Origin of the sequence: Klebsiella planticola, assembly GCF_000783935.2 — a bacterium.
GTDB lineage: Bacteria > Pseudomonadota > Gammaproteobacteria > Enterobacterales > Enterobacteriaceae > Klebsiella > Klebsiella planticola.
Window position 1 is genome coordinate 486,890 of sequence record NZ_CP026047.1, and the last position, 13,165, is coordinate 500,054.

The 13,165-nt window shown below is 56.5% G+C and carries 11 protein-coding genes; 5 read left to right on the plus strand and 6 right to left on the minus strand.

Features of this window, described 5'->3' with window-relative positions:
• The first annotated feature begins 79 nt into the window (after positions 1-79).
• Both MC50_RS02240 and MC50_RS02245 read left to right on the plus strand, forming a co-directional pair.
• The gene (locus tag MC50_RS02240) at positions 80-646 is read left to right on the plus strand and encodes a LysR substrate-binding domain-containing protein (protein WP_080724342.1); all 567 of its coding nucleotides are present in this window, start codon (positions 80-82) and stop codon (positions 644-646) included.
• Between the two features lie 389 nt (positions 647-1,035).
• Positions 1,036-1,938 (plus strand): sugar phosphate isomerase/epimerase family protein, encoded by a 903-nt coding sequence (locus MC50_RS02245; RefSeq protein ID WP_047663391.1) that lies wholly within the window; start codon positions 1,036-1,038, stop codon positions 1,936-1,938.
• Positions 1,939-2,010: 72 nt separating this feature from the next.
• Here MC50_RS02245 and MC50_RS02250 read toward each other — a convergent pair whose 3' ends face one another.
• The 6 genes from MC50_RS02250 to MC50_RS02275 all read right to left on the minus strand — a co-directional run bounded on the left by MC50_RS02250 (position 2,011) and on the right by MC50_RS02275 (position 9,087).
• Positions 2,011-2,946 carry a 2-hydroxyacid dehydrogenase gene (locus MC50_RS02250; protein ID WP_047663392.1) on the minus strand — a complete coding sequence of 312 codons (936 nt, stop codon included), beginning with the start codon at positions 2,944-2,946 and terminating at the stop codon, positions 2,011-2,013.
• A gap of 61 nt (positions 2,947-3,007) precedes the next feature.
• Positions 3,008-4,330, minus strand: coding sequence for an MFS transporter (locus tag MC50_RS02255; RefSeq protein WP_050460725.1), 1,323 nt, complete (start codon positions 4,328-4,330; stop codon positions 3,008-3,010).
• Positions 4,331-4,679: 349 nt separating this feature from the next.
• Positions 4,680-5,534, minus strand: coding sequence for a sugar phosphate isomerase/epimerase family protein (locus MC50_RS02260; protein WP_047663393.1), 855 nt, complete (start codon positions 5,532-5,534; stop codon positions 4,680-4,682).
• Between the two features lie 94 nt (positions 5,535-5,628).
• Positions 5,629-7,620, minus strand: coding sequence for a transketolase (gene tkt, locus MC50_RS02265; protein WP_047663394.1), 1,992 nt, complete (start codon positions 7,618-7,620; stop codon positions 5,629-5,631).
• Positions 7,607-8,587 (minus strand): transaldolase, encoded by a 981-nt coding sequence (gene tal / locus MC50_RS02270; protein ID WP_032691074.1) that lies wholly within the window; start codon positions 8,585-8,587, stop codon positions 7,607-7,609. The genes tkt and tal overlap by 14 nt, the downstream gene beginning before the upstream one ends.
• A gap of 20 nt (positions 8,588-8,607) precedes the next feature.
• Positions 8,608-9,087 (minus strand): RpiB/LacA/LacB family sugar-phosphate isomerase, encoded by a 480-nt coding sequence (locus MC50_RS02275; protein ID WP_032691073.1) that lies wholly within the window; start codon positions 9,085-9,087, stop codon positions 8,608-8,610.
• 332 nt (positions 9,088-9,419) lie between these two features.
• Here MC50_RS02275 and MC50_RS02280 point away from each other — a divergent pair, with 332 nt between their 5' ends.
• The 3 genes from MC50_RS02280 (at position 9,420) to MC50_RS02290 (ending at position 13,052) form a co-directional block, all read left to right on the plus strand.
• Positions 9,420-11,180 (plus strand): dihydroxyacetone kinase family protein, encoded by a 1,761-nt coding sequence (locus MC50_RS02280; protein ID WP_047663395.1) that lies wholly within the window; start codon positions 9,420-9,422, stop codon positions 11,178-11,180.
• Positions 11,171-11,950 (plus strand): triose-phosphate isomerase family protein, encoded by a 780-nt coding sequence (locus MC50_RS02285; RefSeq protein WP_064384380.1) that lies wholly within the window; start codon positions 11,171-11,173, stop codon positions 11,948-11,950. The genes MC50_RS02280 and MC50_RS02285 overlap by 10 nt, the downstream gene beginning before the upstream one ends.
• Before the next feature lie 139 nt (positions 11,951-12,089).
• Positions 12,090-13,052, plus strand: a complete 963-nt coding sequence (locus MC50_RS02290; protein ID WP_032691070.1) for a sugar-binding transcriptional regulator — start codon at positions 12,090-12,092, stop codon at positions 13,050-13,052.
• The last annotated feature ends 113 nt before the right edge of the window (positions 13,053-13,165 follow it).

Genomic DNA, 13,165 nt, shown 5'->3' on the forward strand with positions numbered 1-13,165 from the left:
AACAATATAACAAATACGGTCATTTTTTTGAAGCAATCTCCGGGGGATCTGCCACGTAAAAAATACTTGCCGCAGAGCGATGCATGAACCGCGGGTAGCCACTCGCGTGCTTCAGATTGGCTCTGCCCGGTCACACGCCCTATCCGTCGTTTACCCCGCTCAACCCCGGTCGACGTGCGGATTATCGCCTAAGCGAAGCGGTTCCCTCTCCTTCGCTGTGCCATTCCCCTCGGCCCCCCCGATACGCAGCGCCTATGTCGCTTCAGCCAATTTTTTCAGACGCTACCCCGTTCCCGGTGAACCGGAGCAGCTACGCCATTTGCCCTGTATCCGTTTGCGCTTTGAGAGCGGGCGTTACTATCACTGGGAATTTGAGCGTGATGGCATACGGAAAACCATTGAGGTACCGGGCAGATTGACAATCAACGCCAGGAGCTGGCTATCCCCGCCGCTCTGGCAGGATCGGGCAGCGCGTTTACTTTTTGAATCGCAGGTCGCGCAGCGGCTGAAAGAAGGGAAATTAATCCGCGACCTTGAAGAGTGGTGCCCGGCCTACCCCGGCCATTTTCTGTATTATCCCGGTCACCGCCAGCTAACGGCCACACTGCGGGCATTTGTCGATTTCATCAAATCAGAGACGCCCTGACCCTGCGTTTGAGCACGGCCTCAGCCTCCTGCGGCCGTCGCTCGTTTCACCCCTCGTCTTAGTAAGCCACGTGCCGCCACGATCAAACTTTTGCGCACTATGATAACTCTTGCACCATAACATTGAACGCGAACGCCTCCGCAGATCACGGTGCAAGATAAATAATAACTACCTTATTTAAAACAATATTCATCTCATACCCCCCAACTTTATCGCAGAGAGCAAAGTGCGATCACGGTCATAATTATGACATAACCCGCGTTCAATGTTTGTTCATGTGTTCAATGATCATTAAAATGTTCACTACCAGCAACATCACATCCCGTACGTACCGCAACCGCACATCAGACGTACTCTTTTCTCTTTTATGAGGAGGCAGCGAGAGCATCATGACGACCGAATTGTATCCTTCCGCACATATTGCCGAGCTATTTTTCCCGCTCGCTGGCGATGAAAGCGCGCTTTTGCACGTCATCCGTGAAATCGCCGATATTGGTTATTACCGCGGTTTTGAAACCGGCATTATTCATCAACCGCAGATAGCCCGGACTATCCGCACGGTGGCAGAACAGAATCAGTTAAGCGTGACCCAGTGGCTCACCTTTGAACTGCTGAAAGACAACCTCAACCTCAGCAGTCTGGATCCCGCACTACGTGAAAGATCGATCCGCCGCGCCTGTGAACTGGTCCACCTGGCAGCCGAATGCGGTACCCGCAAACTGTCGCTGGTCAGCGGCGCCGATCCCGGCGACGCCCGCCGCGAAGAGGCCAAAAAGGGCTTTGGCGAAGCGCTGGTGCGCATTGGCGAAACCGTCAGGCAGTATGACAACATGCTACTGCAGGTTGAACCGCTCGATCGCTTTGCGCACAAGTGTCAGCTTATCGGCCCCACCGGCGAAACCGTAGAATGGATGAAGGCGCTGCGGCCAGACTGTCCAAAGCTGTATCTTGCCTGGGACAGTGCCCATGTCGCGCTAAACGAAGAAAATCTTATCGAATCGCTGACGACGGCGGCACCGCTGATTTCACAGCTTCATCTGGCTAACGCCATTCTCGATCCACAGGCGCAGGGATATGGCGATTACCATATGAAATTCGGCGAGCCGGGCTTCCTGACGACCGCCTCGGCGGCACAGATCATCAGAACCGCACTGCATCTTGCTCTGCCTGAGGAACTCGGCCCGATTTCGCTGGCCATTGAAATGCGCACCACCGACCAGGATGACCTGTGGGATAATGAGCGACAGTGTCGTGAGTTCCTGCAAAGCGCCTGGCGCGAAGCGCTGCGCTAACCCTTACGCAGATAAGCAAGGGGGCCGCAAAGGCCCCCTTTTTCTTTACCCGCAGAATACCAGGACGTTCGCTTAGCGCGGCGGTACCGGCGTCAGCAATGCCTCGCCGGCATAAAATGCCGTAATGTTATCGATCACCAGTTTCGCCATCGCCGCGCGCGTGGCCCGGGTCGCGCTGCCGATATGCGGCGTGATCACGACCTCATCACGGTTGAACAATGCCGACGGGATATGCGGTTCGTTGGCAAAAACATCCAGTCCCGCTCCGCCAAGCGTGCCCTGAGTTATCGCCTCGACCAGCGCCTCCTCATCCACCACGCTGCCTCTGGCGATATTGATTAAGATCCCATTCGCTCCCAGCGCGGCGAGCACCTCGCGATTGATAAGCTTCTGGCTCTCCTTGCCCGCGCTGGCGCAGACCATCAGCACATCACTATTTTTCGCCAGCTCCAGCAGATCGGCGTAATAAGTGACCTCGCTACTGTTTACGGGATTGCGGTCAAAGCAGGCAATGTGCATGGCAAAACCTTGCGCTCGTCGGGCAACCGCCCGGCCAATGCGGCCGAAACCCACAATGCCCAGTCGTCCGCCGCTGACCTTGGTTGACGGGGGGTAAGTACCGGATAGCCAGCCTCCGCGTTCAATAAATTTCTGCGCGCCGTTGATCCTCCTCGATACGTTCAACATCAGGGCAATCCCGAGATCGGCAACATCATCGGTTAAAATATCCGGCGTGTTAGTCACCTGAATATTTCGTGAAAAGGCGGCGTGGATATCCACGCCGTCGTAGCCGACACCAAATACAGCAATTAATTTTAATTCTGGCAACTGCTCAATCAATGAGGATTCAACTTTCGACTCCCCGCTGGCTAATATCACCTGAATGTCCCCGGCAATGGTCTGCAAGTCTTCGGCTGATAATTCGCTGTATTCATACAAGGTATGGTCACGCGCCAGCTCTTCCGCTAACGACGGCGGTACCTTATCCACTCGTAATATCACTGGCATAACAGAATCCTGTATTTAATAATGATTTTGCGTAGCAATACCCTTAATATAACGGGAATATTTATTTCTGGAACGACAATTTCCCGTTACTGAGCGGTAACTTATTAAAGTTAATGCACAGGGTACCCACGGTATAGAACCCGGCACAGACGGCAAAATAGACCAGCACGCTTTCATAACTACCGGTAGCCTGCAGAATAACGCCAACCAGAATGGGCACCAGAATACCCGCGCAGCTGTTTGCCATATTCATTAATCCGCCGATCAGGCCGACGCGATCTTTCGGTGCCAGAATAGCCGGGAAACTCCAGTACAGGCTGCCGAACATCATAAAGAATGCCGCGACGGAGAGCAGCGTAACGGCAAGCTCAGGGTCAGTAACCGTTGCCAGGGCATACAGTACGCACAGCCCGACGATACCGGATACGGAAAGCAGGCTCTTCAGCGCCACATTGTGGCTGACGCCCTTTTTCACCAGGAAATCGGCAAAGAAGCCGCTAAACAGGCATCCCAGCGTTCCCATGATGAAGATGAGGAACGTGGAGTTACCGATAGAGGCCAGCTGTAAACCCTGCGCCTGCGCCAGGTAACTCGGTCCCCAGGTCAGCAGCCCCCAGTACACCATGCCCCAGGAGGCGCGGCCAATCATAATGGCAACCATGGTAAACCAGCTGATGCCCAGACCCTTTGTCGGCGTGGCGTCATCCACCCCGGCGGCGCCGTTGATGTTGCCTGCCGCAATATACGCCACCTCTTTTTGATCCACTTTTGGGTGCTCAGAGGGGCGATCGCGCAGGATTCGCCACGCCACAAAGCCTAACAGCATCGTGAAGAGACCGACGACCACAAAGGTAACGCGCCAGGAGTCCAGCAGCACAATCAGATGTGCGACGATGATACCGCCAATCGCCACGCCCAGCGGGCTACCGGAGTCCATGATCACCGCGCCGCGTCCTCTCTCTGATTGGGTCAGCCAGGTCGAGCTCAGTTTCGCGCCGCTGGGGGAAACCGGTGCCTCCATCGCCCCTAGACCAATACGGGAAAGGATCAGGCTAATCCCGCCGGTCGCCAGGCCGATAATGGCCTGGAAAAAGCCCCAGCCAAATAGCGCGCCGGTGATCACTTTACGCGGACCGTAGCGATCCAGTAACCACCCCCCCGGTACCTGTAGCAGGGCATAAGACCAAAAGAAACTGCTAAGAATCAAACCTTGCATCGTGGGTGAAAGATCGAATTCTTCTTTTATATAGGGCATCCCGATAGATAATGTAATACGATCCATCAGGTTAACAGCCAATAAGAAGAACATAGTTGCAAAGATAACCCAGCGGTAATTCGTCGGCTTCTTTGCATTGGATGACGGAGTGAGTGTAGAGTCAGACATAATTAACCTTCGGTTTTAAAAATCGTTAAAAAAATAAAACACAATTAATCTATGAACCTTGGGTACTCTATGAACATTAGTTACGGATTTTGATTTAACTGAACAAAAGAACAGCACCTGAACTTATGATGAATGAATAACAACATAATTACTAAAAGCCGTGTGCGATGCTAATCACACAATATAGAAATATGTATCAGATATTTATTCTTCTCTCTGTTACCAGAGATATAGTCTCAAGTTCATTCTTAATGCATGAAAAAATAACCTGCAATTTGCAAAGAAAATAAAATGCGCCAGAAACTTATTGTCTTTACGCCCCATAAGTTAAGCGCCGGCGCTCTTTTATTTACCGTTCCTGCAAAGGATACCCAAGCCATTTTTCCAGCATCTCACGCGACTGAATCAGCACCTCAAGACTACGTGCAGGATCGACCGGTGAATCGCCGCGTACGGGATAGCTGTCGCGCTGGCGGTGCATGCGCAAAGGAATTTCCAGGCTACAGGGGATAGCGCGGGCCTCCAGTTCTTTCAGCATCGGCACATAATTCAGCTGCCCGTCCCCCATCGCCGTGAAATGGACTTCACCATCGCGTACCTGCAGATCCTTCAGATGGCAGTGCTGAGCCCCCTGCAGCATGGCGATAGCCTGCTCAATGGGGTCGACGTCGGGGCACAGCGAAACGATATTGCCCGCATCGACGTTGAAGGCCACCGCCGGGCTGTCGACGGCTTCCAGCAGTCCAAAACCATCGTCGGCCAGACGAAAGACGTCATAATTAGGATCGCCGCCGTTTTCCAGGCATATCACACAGCCATGATCGCTGGCCACCGGCGCAAGTTCACGCAGGTTGGCGATAATACGCGCCCGGTCACCGCTTCTGCCAACGCAAATGTTGATCCATTTAGCGCCAATCATACTGGCGAAACGGATACGCCGGGTGAACTGGGCAACGGCATCCACGGCGCCCATATTCATGGTTGCTCCCAACGAATGGGTGCGTAGCTGGTGCTTCTCCAGCAGCTCGCGAATATGCCGGGCATTCTCCTCGCCAAAAAGCTCCGGGGGCATATCGCCAACGTAGCCCTGGTTATACGCCAGCTCGACATAGCGAAACCCGGCTTTTTTTATCGTGCTAAATGCGACATCAGTCTCCAGACCGTCGAACATCGCGGTATTCACGCCAATCACAAGCTTGTTCATACTGATTCCCTCCTTACCTAAGTCACGGGGCTACCGGCAACCCTTTGCCGCGGGTAGCACAATCTGTTGCCATCTGCGGTCGCAAGCGTGCTGCCTACAGCAGCGCTTTTGCCTTCGCAACCACGTTGTCGACGGTGAAGCCGAACTCTTCGAACAGCTGCTCTGCCAGCGCAGACTCACCGAAGGTGGTCATGCCAACGATAGCGCCATTCAGGCCCACGTATTTGAACCAGTAGTCGGCGATGCCGGCTTCGACGGCCACGCGAGCAGAGACCGCTTTCGGCAGCACCGATTCACGGTACGCCGCGTCCTGCTTGTCGAACGCGTCGGTGGACGGCATAGAGACCACGCGCGCCTTCACCCCTTCGGCCGTCAGTTTATCCCACGCGGCCACCGCCAGTTCGACTTCAGAACCGGTGGCGATGAAGATAAGCTCCGGCTGACCGGCGCAGTCTTTCAGCACGTAGCCACCGCGGGCGATGTTCGCCAGCTGCTCTGCCGTACGATCCTGCTGTGCCAGGTTCTGACGGGAGAGGATCAGCGCGGTCGGGCCGTCATGACGCTCAACGCCGTATTTCCACGCCACCGCCGATTCCACCTGGTCACACGGACGCCATGTGGACATGTTCGGGGTTACGCGCAGGGACGCCACCTGCTCTACCGGCTGGTGCGTCGGGCCATCTTCGCCCAGACCGATGGAGTCGTGGGTGTAGACCATCACCTGACGCTGTTTCATCAGCGCCGCCATACGCACCGCGTTACGCGCATATTCCACGAACATCAGGAAGGTGGAGGTGTACGGCAGGAAACCACCGTGCAGAGAGATCCCGTTGGCGATCGCGGTCATACCGAATTCACGCACGCCGTAATGGATATAGTTACCGGCGGTGTCTTCATTAATCGCTTTAGAACCAGACCACAGGGTCAGGTTGGATGGCGCCAGGTCAGCGGAGCCGCCGAGGAATTCCGGCAGCCACGGGCCAAACGCTTCAATCGCATTCTGCGACGCTTTACGGCTGGCGATTTTCGCCGGGTTAGCCTGCAGCTTCGCAATAAACTCATTGGCTTTAGCGTCGAAGTCAGCCGGCATTTCGCCCTTCATACGACGGGTAAACTCAGCGGCTTCCTGCGGGAAGGCTTTGGCATACGCGGCGAACTTCTCGTTCCAGGCCGCTTCTTTCGCCTGACCGGCTTCTTTGGCATCCCACTGCGCATAGATATCAGACGGGATGTCGAAGGCCGGGTGTTTCCAGCCCAGGGCTTCGCGGGTCAGGGCAATTTCGGCATCGCCCAGCGGCGCGCCGTGGGAATCGTGGGTACCGGCTTTGTTCGGCGAACCGAAACCGATGATGGTTTTGCACATCAGCAGGGACGGCTTGTCGGTGACCGCACGCGCTTCTTCTACCGCGCGTTTGATCGCCTCAGCGTCGTGACCGTCAACGCCGCGCACTACGTGCCAGCCATAGGCTTCGAAACGTTTAGCGGTGTCGTCGGTGAACCAGCCTTCCACATGACCGTCGATGGAAATACCGTTGTCATCATAGAACGCCACCAGTTTGCCCAGCTTCAGGGTACCGGCCAGGGAGCACACTTCGTGCGAGATCCCTTCCATCATGCAGCCGTCGCCCATGAAGGCGTAGGTGAAGTGGTCAACGATATCGTGGCCCGGACGGTTGAACTGCGCAGCCAGCGTTTTTTCCGCAATAGCCATGCCCACGGCGTTAGCAATCCCCTGGCCCAGCGGACCGGTGGTGGTTTCCACGCCAGCGGTGTAGCCCACTTCCGGGTGGCCCGGAGTCTTAGAGTGCAGCTGACGGAAGTTTTTCAGCTCTTCGATCGGCAGATCATAACCGGTGAGGTGCAGCAGGCTGTAAATCAGCATGGACCCGTGGCCGTTGGACAGCACAAAGCGGTCGCGGTCGGCCCAGGCCGGGTTCTGCGGGTTATGGTTCATGAAATCACGCCACAGGACTTCGGCAATGTCAGCCATACCCATCGGGGCACCCGGGTGGCCGGATTTGGCTTTCTGTACAGCATCCATGCTCAGCGCACGAAGCGCATTGGCCAGCGTCTTACGCGATGACATTTACGGCCTCCTGTTTTTCCAGCAGCTCGCTCAACATCGATTCCAGCTTCTCCTGGTCCTGAGCAAATAAACGGATCCCTTCAGCCAGCTTATCGACGGCCATCGGGTCCTGATTGTGCAGCCAGTAAAACTCGGCTTCGCTCAGGGGCGACGGTGGTATTTCGCCGGCAACGGGAGGCACCAGCGCCACGGCAAGCTCCCCCTCCATCCGGCTAAGCGCTTCCAGCAGCGCAGGGGCAATGGTCAGACGGTCGCAGCCGGCCAGGGCGATAACCTGCTCCGGTTTACGAAAGCTCGCCCCCATGATGACCGTTGGGTAACGATGTTTTTTGTAGTACTCATAGATGTTGCGTACCGAGATAACGCCCGGATCGTTCTCTGGGCTCTCATCTTCCAGCAACTGACGGTCGCGATACCAGTCGTAAATACGCCCGACAAACGGTGAAATCAGCCATACGCCCGCTTCGGCACAGGCGCGCGCCTGGGCAAATGAAAAGAGCAGCGTCAGGTTACAGTGGATACCTTCCCGCTCCAGCTCCTCCGCCGCTTTAATCCCCTGCCAGGTCGCGGCCAGCTTGATCAGCACGCGAGAGCGCTCGATGCCTTCATCCTCATACAGACGAATCAGTTTACGCGCTTTTGCGACGCACAGCCCGCGATCGAAGGAGAGGCGCGCGTCAACCTCAGTAGAGACTTTGCCCGGTACCTGGCGCAGCAGTTCCAGGCCAATGTTGACCGCCAGTTTGTCGCTGGCGTTGATCAGGCGCGTCTGCGCCGTCCCACCCTGTTCACAGGCCCAGGCGATGGCCTGCGTAATCAACGGGCGATAAAGCGGTTGCGCGGCAGCTTTCAGGATCAGCGACGGATTGGTCGTCGCATCCTGCGGATGGTATTCGCGGATCGCGGTAATATCGCCGCTGTCCGCGACGACGGTGGTCACTTCTTTCAGCTTTTCCAGAATAGTCATTGTGATGACTCCTTTATTCATCATTCATCTGACCGGGCGGCGCCATCCGGGTGAACAAGCGTTTCGTAATAATCGATACGTTTCACCTTCGGTCCGGATCGTCCGGCTTCAAATTCAGCGGCCAGCCAGGCATCGACCAGCATTAACGCCAGTTCGCTCCCCACCACCCGTGCGCCCAGGGTCATAATTTGCGCGTTATTGCTTTTACGGGCGCGCTCGGCCGAGTAAATGTCATGACACTGCGCCGCGCGAACGCCGGGAACTTTATTGGCGACAATCGCCATCCCGATACCGGTACCGCAGAATAAAAGCCCGCGCTCAAACTCCCCTTCACGGATAGCCGAAGCCAGGTTGAAGGCGATATCCGGATACATCTGCTCATTCCCCACCACGTCGTGGCTAAAGTCGACGACCTCAATCTCTTTCTGTTGCAGATGTTCCTTTACCAGATTTTTAAGTCCGGTGGCGGCGTCATCCGCCCCGATTGCGACTTTCAACATATTTTTTACCTCATGGATTACGGTGGTTGCATCGAACTTATGCTCATTAGCCGCTCATGTGATGGTTTCAGGCTGGGATTCCTGGCTGCTTAACTGAACTAAAGTTCACTGCATGTTCGTATGTAATAATGTTTAGCAAGAAAACTCGCGCTTAAAAAGGGGGGATTGCGCAAAAATTAGCTTTATTCGTCAAATCACGACCATGATCACATATCCACCCACTGAACATTTGATTGAAGCAAACGATCTGCTAGCGTTCATTTGTGATGGTTATACAAAGGCCAGGAAATGGCGGCTGGGGTAATAAATGCAAATCATCTGGAGAAGAAAAAATGACCTGGATTTTTAACCGACCGTCAGACTTCGCAAAAGAAATGGTGGCGGGTTTTGTCAGCGCACATGCCTCACTGGTGCGGCAGGTTCCCGGCGGCGTAGTGCGCAACACCCAAAGTAAAGCGGGCAGCGTGGCTATCGTGGTCGGCGGCGGGTCAGGGCATTACCCCGCCTTTGCCGGACTGGTCGGCCAGGGGTTGGCCCATGGCGCGGCAATGGGCAATCTTTTTGCCTCCCCTTCCGCCCAGCAAATCTGCTCCGTGGCGCGCGCCGCCAATAACGGCGGCGGCGTCCTGCTGATGTTCGGCAACTATGCCGGCGATGTGCTCCATTTCGGCCTGGCCTGCGAGCGGCTGCGAGCGGAAGGTATTCCCTGCGAAACCATCGCCATCACCGATGATATTTCCAGCGCACCGCTGGCGGAAAAAGAGAAGCGCCGCGGCGTAGCCGGCGACCTGGTGGTCTTTAAAGCGGCAGCGGCGGCAGCGGAGCGCGGCGATTCGCTGGCCGAGGTGCTGGCGATTTCCCGCCGCGCCAACGAACAAACGCGCTCGCTGGGCCTGGCCTTCAGCGGCTGTACCTTCCCCGGCGCGGAACATCCTTTGTTCACCATTCCGGAAGGGAAAATGGGCTTCGGCATGGGTATCCATGGCGAGCCGGGGATCAGCGAACTTGATATGGTCCCCTCCGCCGAACTGGCGCGTATGCTGACCACCACCCTGCTGGAAGAGCGCCCGCAGACCATTACGCAAACGGAAGGCGCGCGTCTGGGGGTGATTATTAACGGACTGGGTTCAGTCAAATATGAAGAGCTGTTCGTATTCTGGCATGACGTACAACAACTCCTGCAGGCCGCCGACGTCGTGATTGCCGACGTGCAGATCGGCGAGTTTGTGACCAGCTTCAATATGGCCGGAATGTCGATGACTTTCGTCTGGTTTGATGAGGAGCTGGAAAGGCTGTGGCTGGCGCCCGCCACCACCCCAGCCTTTAACCGCGGCTCCGTGCTCCCGCATCAACCGCTCGATCCGCAGCGGCTGGAGCAGAGCGGCACGGTAAAAATCCCGCAGGGTAGCCCGGCGTCGAGAGAAGTCGCCGTCAACGTCATGCGGATGATCGACGCGGTCGCGCAGACGGTTATCGATAATGCCGAAGAGTTTGGCCGGATTGACGCCATCGCGGGCGATGGCGACCACGGCATCGGTATGGAACGCGGCGTGGTCGCCGCACGCAAGGCGGCGAAAAAGACCCTCGAACAGGGTGCCGGCGCGGGCACCGTGCTGCAATTCGCCGCTGATGCCTGGGCTGACGAGGCCGGCGGAACGTCCGGCGCGATTTGGGGCGTGATCCTCAATACGCTGGGGATTACCATCGGCAACGATGAAAAACCGGATGCCGCCCGGGTTGCGCTGGCCATTGCCCAGGCTAACGCCGGGGTGATGCATTTCGGCAAAGCGAAACCTGGAGACAAAACGCTGGTCGATGTGCTGCTCCCCTTCAGCCAGGCGCTGAGCGCTGCGGCTGACGAAGGATTATCTCTCGCCGACGCGTGGCGCAAGGGCGAACAGGTCGCCAGGCAGAGCGCGCAGGATACCGCGCAGCTGGTGCCTAAGATTGGCCGCGCGCGTCCGCTGGCGGAGCGTAGCCTCGGCACGCCGGATGCCGGCGCGATATCGCTGGCGATGATCATCGCCGCCGTGGGCGCCTGCCTCGCCGATAACACTGAAATCACACCTTCTCAGGAGAACGTATGTCCCTGAATCTGGTCATCGGCACCAGCCATAAAACCTATTTTGGCTATCGGCAAACGCAGGCGTGGTGCCAGCAGGTTGCGGAAATATTGCGCCAGCAGCCCGAAGCGCTGAGCGCGCGGCTGCAGCTGTTCACCTTCCCCGCCATGCCGGCGGTGTCGGCGACGCTGCAGTGCTTTGAAGGTACCGCGATGGCAACGGGGGCGCAGAATATCTGCGCTGCCCCCCCCGGCGCATGGACCGGCGAGAGCAGCGCGCCCATGCTGCAGGAAATGGGCTGCCGCTACGTCGAACTGGGCCATGCCGAACGGCGTCGTCACTTTGGTGAAACCACGGAAATCATCAATCAGAAGATCGATATGGCCCTTGCAAGTCATCTCACCCCGGTCATTTGTATCGGTGAAAACCAGCAGATGAGCGCCGCCGATGCTGCCGATTACGCCATCGGTCAGGCGCGGGAGCTACTGGCGCATCGCGTCAGGGAGATCCTGCCGCCGATGATTTTCGCCTGGGAACCGCAGTGGGCCATTGGTGCCGCGGAACCCGCCAGCGATGACTATATTCGCCACGTCTGCAAAGAGCTACGCGCGTATTTGCAGCATGAATACGGCCCTCAATTACAGGTTATCTACGGCGGCAGCGCGGGTCCCGGCCTGCTAAGCCGTCTGTGGCCGGACGTTGACGGGATTTTTCTGGGCCGTTTCGCCCACCAGCCTCAGGCCTTCGCATCCATTCTGGCCGAGGCGCAGAAGATCGTCGCCGGTCACCCGCAAGCCTGATTAACACTTCTGCAACGCGCGACGGGAGAGCGCATCAGCCCGTCGCGCTTGCTCCGCTTGAGGTCAAAATATTTCTGATATACTTTCAGCAAATGTTCACCCCCTAAACATTAATCTATCGCGTGGAGAAAGCAGCCGAATGGAAAAATCGAGTGCGTCCCAGGAATATGAGTTACTCACCGAGATTGCCGTAGCTTATTACTGTGATGAAGTGACGCAGGAGGAGATTGCCAACAAATTTGGCTTTTCCCGTATCAAGGTCGGACGTCTGCTAAAACGAGCCAAGGAAGAAGGGATTGTCGAGATCAACGTCCGCTATCACCCCATCTTCAGCACGCAGCTCGAGAAACAGCTCAAGGAACGCTTCCCCATCAGTCGCGCGTTGATCGCGCTCGACCATAATGACGAAGAGGAGCAGCGGCGCCAGGTTGCCACGCTGGTATCAAGCCATCTCAACAACATATTGAAAGATAATATCGTGGTGGCCGTCGGCCAGGGGCGCAATGTGGCCGCGGTCGCGGAGTTCTCCGGCACCATCCAGGCACGCGACTGCCGCTTTCTTTGCGGCATCGGCGGCACTCACCGCCCGGGCGATATCATCAACGCCGATCATATCAGCCGTCTGCTGGCGAAAAAATTTGGCGGCAGCAGCGAATCGCTGTATGCCCCGGCCTACGTCGAAAACATGCAGTTAAAAGAGCTGCTGCTGCAGAACGGCACCATCAAGGAGACCCTCGATCGCGCACGTAAAGCGGATATTGCGCTGGTAGGCATCGGCGATATGAATGAAGAGAGTTACATGGTGAAGCTGGGCTGGTTTACGCCGCAGGAGATTAACGACGCCAGTATTAACCAGGGAGTCATTGGCGATATCGCCGGCTACGACTTTTTCAACTCCCGCGGCGAACACGTTAACACGGTGATGGACAACCGCGTGATTGGGCTGAGCGTTGAAGAACTCAGGCAGATCCCTTGCGTCATCGCCATTGCGTCGGAAAATACCAAAGCCATGGCGATTATGGGCGCCCTGCGCACCGGGGCAATCGATATTATCGCCACCAGCGCACGTAATATTCGTACCATTTTAAGCATGAGCCAGTGATGGGGTGGTCTGAACGTTAAGCCCGATTCGTTCCCTGCCCTGTTCGCGCCGCAAACGCAGCCAGACGTTTTGTCATCCGGCCCCGTCGCAATGACGCTCCTTGAGTGACAGGC